The sequence below is a fragment of the Phenylobacterium sp. genome (genome assembly GCF_041691455.1).
Classification (GTDB): domain Bacteria; phylum Pseudomonadota; class Alphaproteobacteria; order Caulobacterales; family Caulobacteraceae; genus Phenylobacterium.
On record NZ_JBEPUO010000003.1, the window covers coordinates 208,100 to 224,542 of the forward strand.

The 16,443-nt window shown below is 70.4% G+C and carries 16 protein-coding genes; 12 read left to right on the forward strand and 4 right to left on the reverse strand.

All coding sequences use genetic code 11. The features are described 5' to 3' along the window. Nucleotides 1-25: 25 nt before the first annotated feature. From ACESMY_RS07475 to ACESMY_RS07510, 8 genes are all read left to right on the forward strand, one after another. The gene (locus ACESMY_RS07475; RefSeq protein ID WP_372783793.1) at nucleotides 26-1,339 is read left to right on the forward strand and encodes a cytochrome b/b6 domain-containing protein; all 1,314 of its coding nucleotides are present in this window, start codon (nucleotides 26-28) and stop codon (nucleotides 1,337-1,339) included. Nucleotides 1,340-1,410: 71 nt separating this feature from the next. After that, complete coding sequence (locus tag ACESMY_RS07480) at nucleotides 1,411-2,163, forward strand: class I SAM-dependent methyltransferase (protein ID WP_372783795.1); 753 nt, start codon at nucleotides 1,411-1,413, stop codon at nucleotides 2,161-2,163. 34 nt (nucleotides 2,164-2,197) lie between these two features. Further along, complete coding sequence (locus ACESMY_RS07485) at nucleotides 2,198-3,136, forward strand: L-threonylcarbamoyladenylate synthase (protein ID WP_372783797.1); 939 nt, start codon at nucleotides 2,198-2,200, stop codon at nucleotides 3,134-3,136. A 23-nt stretch (nucleotides 3,137-3,159) separates the two neighbouring features. Beyond that, a complete protein-coding gene (locus ACESMY_RS07490) occupies nucleotides 3,160-4,569 on the forward strand; it encodes an FAD-binding oxidoreductase (RefSeq protein ID WP_372783799.1) in 1,410 nt (469 codons plus the stop codon). A 97-nt stretch (nucleotides 4,570-4,666) separates the two neighbouring features. Further along, the gene (locus ACESMY_RS07495) at nucleotides 4,667-5,338 is read left to right on the forward strand and encodes a hypothetical protein (protein ID WP_372783801.1); all 672 of its coding nucleotides are present in this window, start codon (nucleotides 4,667-4,669) and stop codon (nucleotides 5,336-5,338) included. 73 nt (nucleotides 5,339-5,411) lie between these two features. Then, the gene (gene yaaA / locus ACESMY_RS07500; RefSeq protein ID WP_372783803.1) at nucleotides 5,412-6,233 is read left to right on the forward strand and encodes a peroxide stress protein YaaA; all 822 of its coding nucleotides are present in this window, start codon (nucleotides 5,412-5,414) and stop codon (nucleotides 6,231-6,233) included. A gap of 2 nt (nucleotides 6,234-6,235) precedes the next feature. Then, nucleotides 6,236-7,033 carry a 3-hydroxybutyrate dehydrogenase gene (locus ACESMY_RS07505; protein ID WP_372783805.1) on the forward strand — a complete coding sequence of 266 codons (798 nt, stop codon included), beginning with the start codon at nucleotides 6,236-6,238 and terminating at the stop codon, nucleotides 7,031-7,033. A 25-nt stretch (nucleotides 7,034-7,058) separates the two neighbouring features. After that, on the forward strand, nucleotides 7,059-7,844 hold the full coding sequence (locus ACESMY_RS07510) for an SDR family NAD(P)-dependent oxidoreductase (protein WP_372783807.1): 786 nt from the start codon (nucleotides 7,059-7,061) through the stop codon (nucleotides 7,842-7,844). A 12-nt stretch (nucleotides 7,845-7,856) separates the two neighbouring features. Here the strand turns inward: ACESMY_RS07510 and ACESMY_RS07515 are convergent, their stop codons facing one another. Continuing rightward, complete coding sequence (locus ACESMY_RS07515; protein WP_372783809.1) at nucleotides 7,857-8,258, reverse strand: nuclear transport factor 2 family protein; 402 nt, start codon at nucleotides 8,256-8,258, stop codon at nucleotides 7,857-7,859. An 81-nt stretch (nucleotides 8,259-8,339) separates the two neighbouring features. Between ACESMY_RS07515 and ACESMY_RS07520 the strand changes: the two genes are divergently transcribed. Next, entirely contained in the window at nucleotides 8,340-9,317 is a 978-nt protein-coding gene (locus ACESMY_RS07520; RefSeq protein WP_372783811.1) for an NAD(P)H-dependent flavin oxidoreductase, read from the forward strand. Nucleotides 9,318-9,375: 58 nt separating this feature from the next. On the opposite strand, the gene ACESMY_RS07525 is transcribed toward ACESMY_RS07520, so the two are convergent. Further along, nucleotides 9,376-9,945 carry a hypothetical protein gene (locus ACESMY_RS07525; protein WP_372783813.1) on the reverse strand — a complete coding sequence of 190 codons (570 nt, stop codon included), beginning with the start codon at nucleotides 9,943-9,945 and terminating at the stop codon, nucleotides 9,376-9,378. 109 nt (nucleotides 9,946-10,054) lie between these two features. Here ACESMY_RS07525 and ACESMY_RS07530 point away from each other — a divergent pair, with 109 nt between their 5' ends. From ACESMY_RS07530 to ACESMY_RS07540, 3 genes are all read left to right on the forward strand, one after another. Then, nucleotides 10,055-11,041: an SPFH domain-containing protein gene (locus ACESMY_RS07530; protein WP_372783815.1), complete on the forward strand. Its 987-nt coding sequence runs from the start codon at nucleotides 10,055-10,057 to the stop codon at nucleotides 11,039-11,041. 3 nt (nucleotides 11,042-11,044) lie between these two features. Next, nucleotides 11,045-11,506, forward strand: coding sequence for an NfeD family protein (locus ACESMY_RS07535; protein WP_372783817.1), 462 nt, complete (start codon nucleotides 11,045-11,047; stop codon nucleotides 11,504-11,506). 171 nt (nucleotides 11,507-11,677) lie between these two features. Next, a complete protein-coding gene (locus tag ACESMY_RS07540; protein ID WP_372783819.1) occupies nucleotides 11,678-13,006 on the forward strand; it encodes a hypothetical protein in 1,329 nt (442 codons plus the stop codon). A gap of 109 nt (nucleotides 13,007-13,115) precedes the next feature. Here ACESMY_RS07540 and ACESMY_RS07545 read toward each other — a convergent pair whose 3' ends face one another. Next, a complete protein-coding gene (locus ACESMY_RS07545; protein ID WP_372783821.1) occupies nucleotides 13,116-14,657 on the reverse strand; it encodes an acetolactate synthase large subunit in 1,542 nt (513 codons plus the stop codon). Nucleotides 14,658-14,659: 2 nt separating this feature from the next. Continuing rightward, nucleotides 14,660-16,435 (reverse strand): feruloyl-CoA synthase, encoded by a 1,776-nt coding sequence (locus tag ACESMY_RS07550; protein WP_372783823.1) that lies wholly within the window; start codon nucleotides 16,433-16,435, stop codon nucleotides 14,660-14,662. Between the last annotated feature and the right edge of the window lie 8 nt (nucleotides 16,436-16,443).

Consider the following 16,443-nt stretch of genomic DNA (forward strand, 5'->3'; position numbering starts at 1 on the left):
GCCAGGCGCAGCAGGAAGGCCCTCCATGACCGCAGTCCGCAACGGCCCCAACGCCGGCCGCAGCCGCTATGCGAGCGTCGCGATCGCCCTGCACTGGCTGATCGCGCTCGCCATCGTGGCCCAGGTGACCGTCGCCTGGCGGATGGGCGGCCCGCGCACGCCGGATAATTTCGCCCTCCTGCAGCTGCACAAGTCGATCGGGGTGACGATCCTGGTGCTCAGCATCCTGCGGCTGGGCTGGCGGCTGACCAACCCGCCGCCGCCCGAACCCCCCGGCCTGGCGCGCTGGGAGATCGTTCTGTCGCAGATCGTCCACTGGGGCTTCTACGTGATCATGATCGGCATGCCGCTCACCGGCTGGCTGATGGTCTCCACGAGCCGCATCCAGATCCCGACCCTGCTCTACGGCCAGGTGCTGTGGCCGAACATCCCGGGGATCGAGGGTCTCGACCACGCCACCCGGAAGCTCGCCCATTCCGTCGGCGAGAACGGCCATGGGCTCCTGGCGTGGGGCTTCTACGCGCTCTTCGTCCTGCACGTGGCCGGCGCGCTGAAGCACCAGCTCTTCGAGCGCGACACGCCGGTGCTCTCGCGCATGGCGCCGGGCGCTGTCGCCGGGCGCTGGTGGGATCCGCGCCTGTTGCTGATCGTCCTCGTCGTGGCCGGCGCCGCAGCCTTCGGCACGCTGGTGCAGCCGCCGCATCCGGCCCAGGGCCCGCCGCCGGCCGCCGCCGAGCCCGCAACGCCGGCGGCTGAGGCGCCGCCCGCCGCGATCTCCGCAGCGGCGCCGAGCGCGGGCGCCGCGGCTGCCGCGCCGGCCGCCCCGCCCTCGACAGAGCCGGTCGCCTGGAAGGTCGCCCCGGGCTCCGCGCTCACCTTCGCCACGAGCTGGGGCGGCGACCCCGTGCAGGGCCGGTTCGACACCTGGAAGGCGGACATCCTGTTCGCGCCCGAGGCGCTCGACAAATCGAAGGTGACGGTGACCATCGACATGGCCTCGGCCAAGACCGGCGACGCCCAGCGCGACGCCTCGTTGCCGGCCGCCGACTGGTTCGATACGGCCACCCACCCGAAGGCGGTCTTCACCGCGACGAAGTTCCAGAAGACCGGGGCGGACCGCTATGTGGCGCACGGCGCGCTGGAGCTGCGTGGGGTGAAGAAGCCGGTCGACCTGCCGTTCAGGCTGACCATCGCCGACGGCAAGGCCAGGATGAGCGGCGACGCCAGCCCCGACCGGACGGCCTTCGGCGTCGGCCAGGGCGAGTTCACGGCCACCGACCAGATCCCGGCGAAGGTCAGCGTACACGTCCAACTGACCGCCACGAGCGACAAGCGGTGACCGGGGCTCATTGACAGGGGCGCAGCCGCGCCGGAGCTTGGCGGCAGCTTCACCTTGCTCAGGATGAGATCATGAAACGCCTGCTCCTGGCCGCCTGCGCCGCCGCCAGCGTCCTTATGGTGGGCGCGGCCGCCGCCGCGCTTTCGCCCGCCATCTCCGCCGCCGTCGCCGACAAGGGCCGCGACGCCGACCGTGACGCCGACGCCCGCCGCCACCCCGGCGAGGTCATCGCCTTCTCCGGCGTCAAGGCCGGCGACAAGGTCGTCGACCTGATTCCGGGCGGTGGCTACTTCACCAAGGTCTTCTCGAAGGTCGTGGGCCCCAAGGGCCACGTCTACATGGTCTGGCCGAACGAATATGCGAAGGAAGCCCAGCCCGACCCGGTGAAGAACGCCGACCTCGCCAAGACCGGCTATCCCAACACCTCGGTGATCCTGCAGCCCGGCGCGGCCTTCGCGGCGCCCGAGCCCGTGGACCTGGTGTTCACGGTCCAGAATTATCACGACTATCCGGACAAATTCATGGGCAAGATCGACCCGATGGTCTTGAACCGGGCGGTCTTCAAGGCGCTGAAGCCGGGCGGGACCTTCCTGATCGTCGACCACGCGGCCGAGGCCGGGTCCGGCATGCGCGACACCGACACCCTGCACCGCATCGACCCGGCCATCGTCAAGAAGCAGGTGACCGACGCGGGCTTCGTGTTCGCCGGCGAGAGCGACGTGCTCAAGAACCCGGCCGACGACCACAAGAAGGTGGTGTTCGACAAGGCGATCCGCGGCCACACCGACCAGTTCATCTACAAGTTCACCAAGCCCAAGAAGTAGGACAGGTCCGGCCCCGGCGGTGTAACCAGCCGCCGTGGACCACGCCGCCGACATCGCCAGTTCTCCCGAGCTAGAGAGCGCCGCCGCCGCGCTGAAGGCGGGCGGTCTGATCATCCTGCCGACCGAGACGGTCTATGGCCTGGCGGCCGACGCCAGCGACGCGCGCGCCGTGGCCAAGGTCTACGAGGCCAAGGGCCGGCCCGCCTTCAACCCGCTGATCGCCCATGTCGCCGACGTCGCCATGGCCCGGCGGGTCGCGCGCTTCGACGACCGCGCCGAACGGCTCGCGGCGCGGTTCTGGCCCGGACCGCTCACCCTGGTGCTGCCGGTCGCCGACGAGGGCGCGGTCTGCGACCTGGCCCGCGCGGGTCTCGACACCGTGGCGGTGCGCGCGCCGGCCCACCCACTGGCCCACGCCCTGCTGGCGGCCTTCGGCGGTCCGCTGGTCGCCCCCTCCGCCAACCGCTCCGGCCGCCCGAGCCCCACGACCCTCGCCGACGCGGTGGAGGAGACCGGGGCGGCCGCGGCCCTGGCGCTCGATGGCGGGCCCTGCCGGATCGGCCTGGAGTCGACGGTCGTGGCCCTGCTGGACGAGGCGCGGCTGCTGCGGCCGGGCTCGGTGACCCGCGCCGAGATCGAGGCCGAGATCGGGCCGCTGTCCGAGGCCGAGGCGGACGCCAGGCGTTCGCCCGGGCGCCTGGCCCGCCACTATGCGCCGAACCTGCCGCTGCGGTTGGAGGTGACCGAGCCCCGGGCCGGCGAGGCCTGGCTGGGCTTCGGGCGGGACGGCGCGGAGCCCTTCAACCTCAGCCGCGAGGGCGACCTGGCCGAGGCGGCGGCTAACCTCTTCGCCTATCTGCGCGCCGCGGACCGGTCGGGCGCCTCCGGCATCGCCGTGGCGCCGATCCCCAAGACCGGCCTCGGCGAGGCGATCAACGACCGCCTGCGCCGGGCTGCGGGGTTTGTCGGCTAGGGCGGCGGCGCTACATTGAGCGCATGACCGCGCCCGTTCCCGCCGATGTGCTCTCCCGCCTGAAGGCCGTGCTGGGGGAGGGCGGCTGGAGCCAGGACCCGGAGCGGCTGGCGCCCAAGCTGCTCGAATGGCGCGACCGCTGGAGCGGCGAGACGCCGTTCCTGGCGCTGCCGAAGACCACGGCCGACGTGGCGGCGGTGGTGGGGATCTGCTGCGAATCCGCCACGCCGATCACCACCCAGGGCGGCAACACCGGCCTGGTCGGCGGCCAGATCCCGATGGGCGAGGTGCTGCTCTCCACCGAGCGCCTGCGGGCGATCCGCGAGAGCGACACCTTCGATGACGTGCTGGTGGCCGAGGCCGGGGTGACGCTCTCGGCGATCCACGCGGCGGCGGCCGACCTGAGGCGGCGGTTCCCGCTGGGCCTGGCCTCGGAAGGCTCCGCGACGGTCGGCGGGTTCGTCTCCACCAACGCTGGCGGCACCCAGGTGCTGCGCTATGGCATGACCCGCAACCTGGTGCTGGGGCTTGAGGCCGTGCTGCCGAACGGCGAGGTCTGGAACGGGCTGAAGCGGCTGCGCAAGGACAACACCGGCTACGACCTGAAACAGCTGCTGATCGGGGCGGAGGGCACGCTCGGCGTGGTCACCGCCGCGGCGCTGAAGCTCTATCCGGTGATGGCGTCCCGCGCGGTGGCGATGATCGGGGTCGCCGATCCGGAGACCGCCATCAAGCTCCTGGTCCGGGCCAAGGACGAGACCGGCGGGGCGGTGGAGGCCTTCGAGCTGATGGGCCGCCTCGGCGTCGACTTCGCCCTGAAGAACATCGCCGGGACCCGCGATCCGCTGGCGCAGGTCCACCCCTGGTACGTGCTGGCGGAGTTTTCCTCCGGCGAGCCCGGGTCCGCCGAGGCGTCCATGGAGCGTTTCCTGGCGTCGGGCCTGGAGGACGGCCTGGTCCGCGACGCCGTCGTCGCCCAGACCGACGCCCAGGCCAAGGCGCTCTGGGCCATCCGCGAGAACCAGTCGCCAGCCCAGAAGCCGGAGGGCGCCACCTGGAAGCATGACGTCTCCGTGCCGGTGAGCCAGGTGGCCGCGTTCCTGACCGAGGCCGACGCGGCGATGCGGGCCTTCGCACCGGGCTGCCGGATCGCCGCCTTCGGCCACATGGGCGACGGTAACATCCACTATGACGTGCTGCGCGTCGACGGGGCGTCCGACACCGCGCACGCCGCCCGGCGCGACCAGGGCTCGCGGATCGTCCACGATATCGTGGCCTCCCTGGGCGGCTCGATCAGCGCCGAGCACGGCCTGGGCTCGATGAAGACCGAGGAGGCCCGGCGCTACAAGTCGAGCGTCGAGATCGAGGCCCTGACCGCCATCCGCAAGGCGCTCGATCCCAAGCGGATCATGAATCCGCGGGTCCTTTTCTAGGCGTCATTTCGCCTATCCTAGGTGGTGTCTTGCTTATTGCCGGTTACATCTGTGACCCCTAGGCTTAAGCAGAATTCACCACTTTGGAGTGTATTTTGTGATCAGCAAACTGTGTGGCGCCGCCTGCGTGGCGGCGTTCGGGCTTTGCGCGGCCTCGGGGGCTTCGGCCAAGGTCATGGTGGCGACCTATGACGGGGTCGTGTCATCGATGTCCGGGGGCGCCTTCCATACGGACGGCGTCGCCGGTTCGGCGTTCAAGCTGAGCTTCAAATACGACACCGACCTCGGTGAGAGTGTCGATTTTCCGCTGTCCCAGGTCGGGGTTTTCGGCGGGACGGGCGACGCGCCGGGGACCGTCTCGCCGGTCCTTCTGGCCTCGGTGGAGATCAACGGCGTCCGCCAGATTTTCCAGGCGGAATTCGACGGTTCGGCCTTCCTCGAGTTCGGCGACGAGAACGACATCTTCCACAGCGCCTCGACCTGCGCGTCGCCTGGATTTTTCTGCGCGAGCCTGTTGGCCAACTTCCATCCGACCTCGATGCCCGCCGATCTCACCTCGCGGCTGGATGTTGACGGGTCCGGCGATGGGGAAATCGATATCCTCGATTCCGACTTCCGGCACACCTCCGCAACCTTGGCGCTACAACACCTGACCATCGCCGAAGCGATCCCGGAGCCGGCGATCTGGGTCAGCCTGATCGGCGGGCTTTTCGGCGCCGGGTCGATGCTTCGCCAGCAGCGTGGCCGCAGGACGCCCGCCGCCGCCTGAATCCCCGGCAAAAGGCGGGGCGGAGCAAGTCAGGCCTTGGCTTGCCCTTGAACTCGCGCCACAGGGATTGGCGATGCTCATCGTCCTCTCCCCGGCCAAGGCGCTCGACTTCACCGCCGCGCCGCCGTCCGTCGGCATGACCGCGCCGGAGCTCGCCGACCACACCGCCGAATTGGCCAAGGTCACGAAGAAGCTTCGGGTCATCGACCTGAAGCGGATGATGGACCTCTCCGACGCCCTGGCGAAGCTCAACCGCGAGCGGTTCCAGGCCTTCCAGCCCGGGAGCGAGGACGGGCTGCAGGCGGCCTTCGCCTTCAACGGCGACGTCTATCTCGGCCTTCGGGCCCGCGAGCTGGACAAGAAGGCGCTGGGCTGGGCCCAGGACCATCTGCGGATCCTCTCCGGCCTCTACGGCGTGCTGCGCCCGCTCGACGCCATCCAGCCCTACCGGCTGGAGATGGGCGTGCGGATCAAGACCAGGCGGGGCGCGAGCCTCTACGATTTCTGGGGTCCGAAGGTCTCGGAGGCCCTCGACGCGGCCTTGACGGGCCACAAGGAACGCACGGTCGTGAACTGCGCCAGCCAGGAGTACTTCGGCGCTGTCGACCGCGCCGCGCTGAAGGCCCCGGTGGTGAGCTGCCGCTTCCTCGAGGAGAAGGACGGCGAGGCCAGGATCATGTCGTTCTTCGCCAAGCGGGCGCGCGGGGCCATGGCCCGGTTCGCCATCGACAACCGCATCGAGCGCGCCGCCGATCTCAGGGCCTTCGATGTCGACGGTTACCGCTTCCAAGCCTCGCTCTCCAGCGACGAGGACTTCACCTTCGCCCGGCCGCAGCCGCCGCCGGTCGCCGAAACCCGCGCCGCCCAGCGCGCCAAGCTCAAAGAGGAGGCCTGACCATGGCCGTGGACTACAAGCTCGAGGGCCAGGTGGCGGTGATCACCGGCTCGACCTCCGGCATCGGCCAGGCGCTGGCGACCGCGCTGGCCGAGCAGGGCGTCAACGTCGTGCTGAACGGCTTCGGCGATCCGGCGAAGATCGAGGCTGACCGGCTGGCGATCCAGCAGAAAACCAACGCCGCGGTCCGCTACCACGCCGCCGACATGACCAAGCCCAAGGAGATCGCCGACCTGATCGCCTATGCGGTGAAGGAATTCGGCCGCCTCGACATCCTGGTCAACAACGCCGGCATCCAGTTCGTGGGCCCGGTCGATGAATATCCGGAGGAGAAGTGGGACGCCCTGATCGCGGTGATCCTGTCGTCGACCTTCCACGCCACCAAGGCCGCGATCCCGATCATGAAGGGCCAGGGCCGCGGGCGGATCGTCAACATCGCCTCGGCTCACGGCCTGGTCGCCTCGGCGTTCAAAGCGCCCTATGTGGCCGCCAAGTTCGGGGTGGTCGGCTTCACCAAGGCCTGCGCGGTGGAGCTGGCGCGCACCGGGATCACCGTCAACTGCATCTGCCCTGGCTATGTGAAGACCCCGCTGATCGAGGCCCAGGTGGTCGACCAGGCCAAGGCGCGCGGCATCCCCGAGGACCGGGTGATCGAGGACGTGATCCTGGCCGCCCAGCCCAACAAGACCTTCGTGCAGTACGGCCACCTGGCGGGCCAGCTGCTCTATCTGGTCTCCGACCAGGGGGCCTCGGCCACCGGCGCGTCGTTCGTCATCGACGGCGGCTGGACCGCCCAATAGCAACGAGAAGAGGGAGGCAGCGGTCATGGCCTACAAGCCGTTCGACCTGACGGGCAAGGTGGCGCTGGTCACCGGCGGCAACGGCGGCATCGGGCTCGGCATGGCCGACGCCATGGCCCAGGCCGGGGCCGACATCGTGATCTGGGGCACCAACGCGGACAAGAACGCCGCTGCGGAAGGCAGCCTCAAGGCCCATGGCGTCAGGGTGCTGACCCAGACGATCGACGTCGCCGACGAGCATGCGGTGACTGCCGGCTTCGCCGAGGCCGTCGCCAAGATGGGCCGCGTGGACACCGTGATCGCCAACGCCGGGGTCGGCGGCGGCGCGCCCTCCTTCTCGGAATTTTCCACCGAACAGTACCGCCGGGTGCTGTCGGTGAACCTCGACGGGGTGTTCTTCACCTTCCGCGAGGCCTGCAAGCACATGGTCGAGCGGGCGGGGCAGGGCGACAAGGCCGGCGGCTCGCTGGTGGTGACCTCCTCGCTCAGCGCCATCGACGGGGCGGCGCGCAACGAGGCCTACGCCTCGACCAAGGGCGCGGTGATCTCGATGATCCGGGCGATCGCCGTGGAGCACGCCCGCTATGGCGTGCGCGCCAACGCCATCCTGCCGGGCTGGATCGCCACCGACATGACCGCGGGCGCGCAAGGCAACGACAAGTTCAACGACGCGGTGATCAAGCGCGTGCCGTTCCGCCGCTGGGGCGAGCCGGAGGACTTCGGCGGCATGGCCGTCTACCTGGCCTCGGACGCCTCCGGCTTCCACACCGGCGACAGCTTCCTGATCGACGGCGGCTACGCGATCTTCTGAGGCTGCCGCCGCTCAGAAGGGCGGGAAGCAGTCGAAGTTGCGCTGGCCGGTGATCTTGCCGTCCTTGAAGTCGAGGAAGATGCCGGAGAAGCAGGTCATGGCGTCGCCGGGCTTCAGCTCGCCCAGCGGCACGTTCAGCACGCCGGTCCACAGGACCTCCAGCGCCACCCGGTCCTCACCGGCCACGGCGCTCTGGATTTCGTAGGTCTGGCTGCGCAGGATCGAGAGGCCCTTCTGGCCGTCGGCCTGCATGGCCGCGATCGAGCGCCGGTCGCCCTTGGGCTTCAGCCGGTTGGGGTGTTCGATCTGGACGACGTCCGCGGCGAAATACTGCGCGGCGTCCCGGGGCCGCGCCTCTTCGAGCGCCTTCAGATAGGCCCGGGCGGTCGCAAGGTTCGTCTCGGTGTCCGACATCGGCGCCTCCTTTGCCCCGACGTCATGGTTTGCATCCCTCGTCGGGGGCGCCATCGTGCCGCAAAATCGAGGAAACCCGCGATGACTTTACATACCAAGCTCTGTGACCTCCTGGCCGTGAAGCACCCGATCATGCTGGCCGGCATGGGCGGGGTTTCCTACGCCGAGCTCGTCGCCGCGGTTTCCAACGCCGGGGGCTATGGCGTGCTGGGCATGGCGGGCCGCTCGCCGGATTTCATCCGCGACGAGATGCGCAAGGTGAAGACCCTGACCGACAAGCCGTTCGGCGTCGACCTGCTGGCCGCCAGCCCGGAGAGCCTGGAGGCCTCGGTGGAGATCATCGTCCAGGAGGGCGCCTCGTCCTTCGTGGCGGGCCTGGGCGTGCCGATGCCGATCATGGAGCGGCTCAAGAAGGGCGGCCTCAAGGTGATGGTGGTCTGCGGGGCGGTGAAGCACGCGGTGAAGGCCGAGCAGGCCGGCTGCGACGCGGTGATCTGCCAGGGCGGCGAGGGCGGCGGCCACACCGGCCTTGTCGGCACCATGCCGCTGGTCGCCCAGGCGGTGGAGGCGGTGAAGATCCCGGTGGTGGCGGCGGGCGGGCTCTATGACGGGCGCGGCCTCGCCGCGGCGCTCAGCCTGGGCGCGGTCGGGGTCTGGCTGGGCACGCGGTTCATCGCTTCGGAGGAGGCGCACGCCGGCCAGATGTACCGCGACGTGATCGTCGAGGCCTCCGACGAGGACACCATCCGCACCCGCAGCTATTCGGGCAAACCCATGCGGGTGAAGAAGAACCCCTATGTCGACGACTGGGAGCGCCGGCCGGCCGAGATCCAGCCCTTCCCCGCCCAGGCGATCCTCTCCAGCCGCGCCGGCGTCATGGGCGGCATCGGCGGCCAGATTGAGGGGCTCGACGCCGACAAGTCGGCCTTCGCCATGGGCCAGTCGGCGGGCGGCGTCCACGACGTGGCCCCGGCCGGCGAGATCGTGAAGCGGATCATGGCCGAGGCGGAGGCCGCCATCGACCGAGTCTCGGCCTTGCGGGCGAAGGTCCCGGCCTAGGGCGGTAATTCTCCCCTTCGGGGGAAATGGCGCGCAGCGCCAAAGGGGGCCGCGCCCGCTAGGGCGCGGCGGCCAGGTAGGCCGACGGATCCTTCAGGAAGTTGCGGAACTCGCCGATGCAGCCGGTCCAGGCGAGCACGTGGGTGCGGAAGTGCTCGTAGGGCTCGTCGGCGAACAGCAGGGTCGAATAGAGCACGTGCGGCTTGCCGGACTTGTCCTCGGTCCCGCGGCAGGTGGCCGAGGTCTGGTTGAAGGCGTTGAGCTGGGCGAAGCTTGGGCCGGGCCTGTCCTCCAGATAGTCGAACTGCACGGCCTTGCAGGCGCGGCCCTGGGCGTCGCAGGCGGCGAACTGCAGGCTGAAGTTGGCCGCCACCGAGGTCACCGTGACCAGCACCGCGTCCGGGTCCTTGCGCGCGATGGCCGCCTTGCCGCCGCCGGCGTTCATCAGCTCGACGACGCTGGCCGGATTGCGGGCGTCGAAGTTGGCCACCGGCGCGGCCATGGCCTTCGGCGGCGCGGTCTTCGTGGGCGCGGCCTTGCCGGCCGCGGGCTTCGGCGCCGGGGATTTTGGCGCGGCGCCGGCGATCAGCAGGGCGGCGGCGAGAAGGGTCGCGGTCTTCCAGAACATCATCGAGCGCTATCAGACCTCGGAATTGGGCGCGAGCGTGGCCTCGCGGTTTCCGTAGCGTCGGACCGCGCGCGGTGGTTAAGCTTCGGGGCCTTCTGAGGAGTTGTTCATGGGTTTCATCGTCGCCGCGGTCTTCCTGGTGCTGGCCCTGGTGGTCGCGCTGGGGGCCATCAAGATCGTCCCGCAGGGCCAGGAAGTGACCATCGAGCGGTTCGGCCGCTACACCCGCACCCTGAAGCCCGGCATCAGCTTCCTGACCCCCTTCGTCGAGGGCATCGGACGGCGCATCAACATGATGGAGCAGGTGCTGGACGTGCCGCGCCAGGACGTCATCACCAAGGACAACGTCTCGGTGCAGGTGGACGCCATCGTCTTCATCCAGGTGATGGACGCCTCGGCCGCCGCCTATCGGGTGACCAACCTCGACTTCGCCATCACCCAGCTGACCATGACCAACCTCAGGACCGTGGTCGGCAACATGGAGCTCGACGAGGTGCTGTCGCAGCGCGACCAGATCAACACCCGCCTCCTGGAGGTCATCGACCAGGCGACCAGTCCCTGGGGCGTGAAGGTGGCGCGCATCGAGATCAAGGACCTGCAGCCGCCGCCGGACATCACCAACGCCATGGCCCGCCAGATGAAGGCCGAGCGCGAGCGGCGCGCGGTGATCACCGAGGCGGACGGCGAGAAACAGGCCGCGATCACCGTGGCGGAGGGCCAGAAGCAGTCGGCGATCCTGCAGGCGGAGGGCCGGCGCGAGGCCGCCTTCCGCGACGCCGAGGCCCGTGAGCGCTCCGCCGGCGCCGAGGCCAAGGCCACCGAGCTGGTCTCCAACGCCATCGCCAAGGGCGACGTCAACGCGATCAACTACTTCATCGCCCAGAAATACGTGGAGGCCTTCGGCAAGCTGGCCGAGAGCCCGCAGCAGAGGACCGTGATCGTGCCGGCCGAGATGGGCTCGCTTGTGGGCTCCATCGCCGGCATCGCCGAACTCGTCAGGACCGCCCAGGCCGAGCAGCCGCCGATCCCGCCGCGCGGCGGGAGCGCCCGGCCGGCGAGCCGCGGCGGCACGGCGGTTCCGCCGGCAGGGAGCTGAGCCATGCCCGACCTGACCACCTTCTATGCGGCCTACCCGTTCTGGGTGTGGATCGCGCTCGCCGCGGCGCTGCTGGCCATCGAGGTGGCGACCGGTTCCGGGTGGCTGCTCTGGCCCGCGGCCTCGGCCGGCGCGGTAGGGGTGCTGGCGGCCTTCGCCGATCTCGGCCTGCCGCAGGCGGTGCTGGCCTTCGCGGTGCTGACCATCGCCTCGACGGTGCTGGCGCGCCGCTACCTGCCGCGCTCGCTGCTCAGTCATCCGGCTCATGACGTCAACGACAACGTGGGCCGGCTGGTCGGTCATCACGGCCGGGTGGTGTCGGCCTTCCGGGACCGCGCCGGGCGCGTGTTCATCGACGGCAAGGAGTGGGCAGCGGTGCTCGACGACGGCGAGGCGCTTGAGGCGGGCTCGCGGGTGGAAGTCACCGGCGTCGCGGGCGCGCACCTGACGGTGCGCGGCGCCTGAGATTCGAGCTGCGGCGCCCTTCGGCGCAACCTGAAGACGTCGGCTAAGCCTTTGGAAGTGCGTCAAAGTTCCCCAGTGTTACAGGGTCATCTTGACCCCTGCGACGTTCATGGCGCTTATGTGCGCGGAAGGGGCGAACGCCCCACCAAACGTCCAGGAGAGACTGAAGTCATGAGGCCAATTGGATTGGGGCTGCTCGCGGCCCTCATCGTCGCCATGATGGCCCCGGCCGCGGCCATGGCCGCCCCCGCGAAGGCCGCGCCGTCCGCCGTCCGCGCCGAGGACCGCAAGGCCGGTATGGCCGACGCGCCGGCTCTGATCGCCGCGGCTGGTGCGCCCTGCAAGGTCACCGACGCGCGGCTGGTGGGCAAGGCCGCGGCGGACAAGAAGACCGGCTCGCTCGGCTCCAGCCTCTATGAGGTCGCTTGCGAGAACCAGCCGGGCTTCCTGGTCCAGACCACGGCCACCACGCCCAACGCCTTCAGCTGCCTGCTGGTGAACTACCCCGCCGATCCGGCGACCAAGTCGCCGAACACCTGCGTGCTGCCGGGCAACCTCGACCTCAAGCCGGCGCTCGCGCCGCTGTTCGCCTCGGCCAAGATCACCTGCGCCCCGGACGCGATCCGCGGTATCGGCCAGACCGCCACCAACACCCTGATCGAGGTCGCCTGTCCCGGCGGCAGCGTCGGTTACATCATCACCGCCAGCACGCCCCTCGACGTCAACAAGCCGGCGACCGCAGCCAACTGCCTCGGCTATGACGCGGCCGAGGGCAACATCAAGTGCATCCTGGCGCCCGCCGCCACCCGCCTGACGGTCATCGACAACTACGCCAAGCTCGCCAACAACGGCTGCGCCGTGAAGGATCGCCGCTTCGTCGGCCTCTTCACCGACGGCACCGAGGGCTACGAAGTCGCCTGCGACAATGGCAAGGGCTACATCTACAAGGTCACCGCCGGCGCGGTGAAGGAGACCCTGGACTGCGCCAAGGTGCCCGGAGACACCTGCAAGCTCACCGACAGCCGCGCGGCCACGGCCGAGCAGGCCGGCCTCTACACCAAGCTCGCCAAGAACTCCGGCTCCAGCTGCACGGTGGCCCGCTATGCGATCTTCCCGACCCGCGGCGCCGAAGAGGTGGTCGAACTGGTCTGCGCGGACGGCGCCGGCGCGATCGGCATGTTCCCCGCCACCGGCAAGGGCAAGGTGCTGGACTGCGGTCACGCTCTGGTCGCCGGCTACAAGTGCACCCTGGGCAAGCCCGACTACGCGGCCCTGACCGCCGACCTGCGCAAGTTCGACAAGAAGGAATGCACGGTCTCCTCGGTCGGCTCGCCCCTGAAGGCCGCGGACGGCACGATCCGCCTGGAGGTCGCCTGCTCCGATGGCCTGCCGGGCTACATGATCGCGTTCAGCGATCCGCAGACGGCGAAGGAAGCCGTGGCCTGCAGCTTCGCCGGCAACTGCACGCTGCCGACCAACAAGCCGAAGGCCAAGAGCTAGCCGCTCTTCGCCCTCAGGCAACTCCAAAGAGGCCCGCGGGGTTCGCGCCCCGCGGGCCTTTCTTTGCCCTTCCCATTCATGGGAATGGTGGGAGGGGCGAGGTTCGCCCCTAGATCGCCGCTTCGATGAACATCGGGCCGCGGCGGGCCATGGCGCCGGCGAAGGCGGTCTCGAATTCCTCGGCCGTGGCGCAGCGCACGGCCGGCAGGCCCAGGCCGTTGGCCAGCGGGACCCAGTGGATCGAGGGGTCGCCCAGACCCAGCAGCTTGGCGGCCTGGGGCCCCGCGTCGCCCGCCCCGGTGCGGGCCATCTCGATGTTGAGAATGCGGTAGCTGTTGTTGGCGAAGACCACGACGGTGACGTCGAGGTTCTCGCGCGCCAGGGTCCAGAGCGCCTGGATGGTGTACATCGCCGCTCCGTCGCCGTTCAGCGAGACCACCTTGCGCTCGGGGGCCGCCACCGCGGCGCCGACGGCCAGCGGCAGGCCGATGCCGATCGCCCCGCCGGTCAGGGCGAGCACCTCGTGCGGGGCGGCGGTCAGGGCCGGCACGGCGATGCCGCCGCCGGAGGTCACGCTGTCGTCGCAGATGATCGCGCCCTCCGGCAGGTGGCGGGCGACGGAGAGGCCGGCCATCGCCGCGCTGAGCGGGCCGGACGGGGCGGCCTCGGGGCGCTTCAGGGGCTGGCTCGGGCCCTGCTTCGGGGCGCCCATGGCGTCGGCCAGCGCGGCCAGACCGGCGACCGCGTCCTCGGCCCGCGCGGCGAGCGTCAGGGTCTTGCAGCCCTCGGGGACCAGCACGCTCGGCCGGTTCGGATAGGCGAAGAAGGCCACCGGCTCGGTGGTCCCGGCGAAGACCATCAGGTCGACGCCGGCCAGGTCGCTCAGCGCCATCTCGCCGAAGTACTGCATGCGGCTGGGGGCGAAGTGCCCGGCCCCGCGCGGCTGGCGGGCGACGAAGGTGTCTGAGACGATCCTGACGCCGGCGGCCTGCAGGCGGGCGGCCTGGACCAGGCCCTCGGCGCGGCAGGCCTGGCCGCCGATCAGGATCACCGGTTTCGCCGCGGCCTTCAGCGCCTTGGCCGCGGCGTCCACGGCCGAGCCGGCGGGGGCCGGCCGCACCGTCCGCTGAGCGATGATCGGTTCGCCCTTGGTCTCCAGCCAGGCGCTGTCGGCGGGCAGGATCAGGCTGACCGGGCCGCCCGGCGGTCCGAAGCTCGCGGCCACCGCCTCGGCGGCGAGGCCCGCCACCGCGTCGGGGCTGTCGGCGGACTTCACCCACAGCGAATTGGGCGCGGCCAGCGCCGGGATGTCGGAGTTGAGCGGGGCGTCGTACTGGCGGTGATAGGTGGCGTGGTCGCCGATGACGTTGACCACGGGCGTGAAGGCGCGCCGCGCATTGTGCAGGTTGGCGATCCCATTGCCGTAGCCGGGACCCAGATGCAGCAGGGTGCAGGCCGGCTTGTCGGCCATGCGGCCGTAGCCGTCGGCGGCGCCGGTCGCCACGCCCTCGAACAGGCAGAGCACCGGCCGCATCTCGGGCTTGCGGTCGAGCGCCGCCACGAACTGCATCTCGCTGGTGCCGGGGTTGGCGAAGCAGGCGGTCACATCGTTGGCGACAAGGGTCGCGAGCAGGGCGTCGGCGCCGTTCATGTTCAGAACACCATCACGTCTGGAGGAGGAGGGTCGGCGAACAACTTCTGGATGGCTCCGGCGCGCCGGGCGCGGGCCAGGGCCTGGGCGATATAGCCCTTGTCGGTGATCTCGCCGGACGCGGCGTCGGGGGCGTCAGGCAGGACGAGGGCGCGCGCCACCCGGCCGCCGGACCCGCGGGCCCTGGCGTTGAAGCCTTCGAGGCCCGCGCGCACCGCGGCGGCGACCTCGGCGGGCGCCAGGCGGGGGTTGGGATAGAGCAGGAGGCCCACGGCCTCTTCGCCCTCGCCGCAGACCACCGCGTCGGTGACCGCCCCGCCGATCGCGCCCACCGCGCCGATGCGCAGGTCGCCGACGCCCACGAAGGTGCCGCTGGCGAGCTTGAAGTTCTCCGAGAGCCGGCCGTCGAAGATCATCCCCTGCGCGGGATCGTCTGGGTCGACGAAGCGGGCGGCGTCGCCGATCACATAGAAACCTTCGTCGTCAAAGGCGCGCGCCGATAGCTCCGGCTGGCCGAGGTAGCCGCAGGTGATCTGCGGTCCCTTCACCCGGAAGTCGAGCTTGCCGGGCTGCGGGACCAGCCGCACCGACGTCCCCGGGATCGGGAGGCCGATCATCCCCATGCGGTCGTTGGGCCAGTGGACGTTGCAGGCGGTGGGGCCGGTCTCCGTCGCGCCATAGCCGGACGCGAAGCTGATCTTCTCCCCGACCGTGCGGACGGCGACGGCCTGGATGCGGTCGGCGGTCGCCTGGCCGAGCGCCGCGCCGCCGTACTGCAGCACCCGCACCCGCTCGAAGAACCGCCGGGCGAGCGCCTGGTCCTTCTCAAGCTCGTCGACGAACAGCATCCAGCCGGCCGGGACCATGTTCTGGTAGGTGGGCGAGATCTCGCGCAGGTTCCGCACCGTCTCGCCGAACCGCGCGGCGGTCGGCTGGCCGTGGTCGATGTAGAGCGTGCCGCCCCGCTGCACGCCCATGTGCAGGATCGAGTTGGCGCCCAGGCTGTGGCTCCAGGGCGCGGAATTGACCATCACCGGCGGGTCGGGATCGTCGTAGCAGGCGGCGATCTGGGCGGAGTTCAGGCAGACGTTGGCATGGCTGCAGATCACCGCCTTGGGGTGGCCGGTCGAGCCGGAGGTCAGCAGGTACTTGGCATGGTCGGCTGGGCTGGCGGTCGCAACGGCGGGCGAGCCGGCCAGCAGGGCTTCGAAGGCGATGTCTCTGTCCCGCGGGTTCCTCGAGGCGATGACCGGCAGTCCGGCGAGGCTCGGCGAAGCGAGCCCGTCAGCGAACAGCGCCGCGTCGTCGGTGTAGACCGCCGCCGGCTTCAGCACCTCGCAGGCCCGCGCCAGCCGCTCGGGCTGGGCGTTCTTCAGGCCGTACTGCGGCGAGACCGGCGCGATCGGCATGCCCTGGCTCATCGCCGCATAGCCGATCAGCGCATGCTCGATGCCGTTGTGGGCCAGGATCAGCAACGGCGCGGGGCCGATGACGCCGAGCGCCCGCAGGCCGCCGGCGATCGCGGCCACCCGCCTATGCGCCTCGGCGAAGGTGACGGTCCGCCAGCCTTCGCCGGAGCGTTCGGCCAGCCATACCCGGTCGGGCGCGGCCTGCGCCCAATGCGCCAGGCCGGCGGTCATGGTCTGGAACCCGGTCGAATGGGGCGTCGGGTTGGTCAGCACCATCTCGTCCCCCGCCCGCCGCTCGACCTCCAGCTTTCGCGGCGCATAGCGCGGGTCGCGGAACGGGGCGGTGGAAAGATTGAGCTCGGCGTCCATGCTGGGAG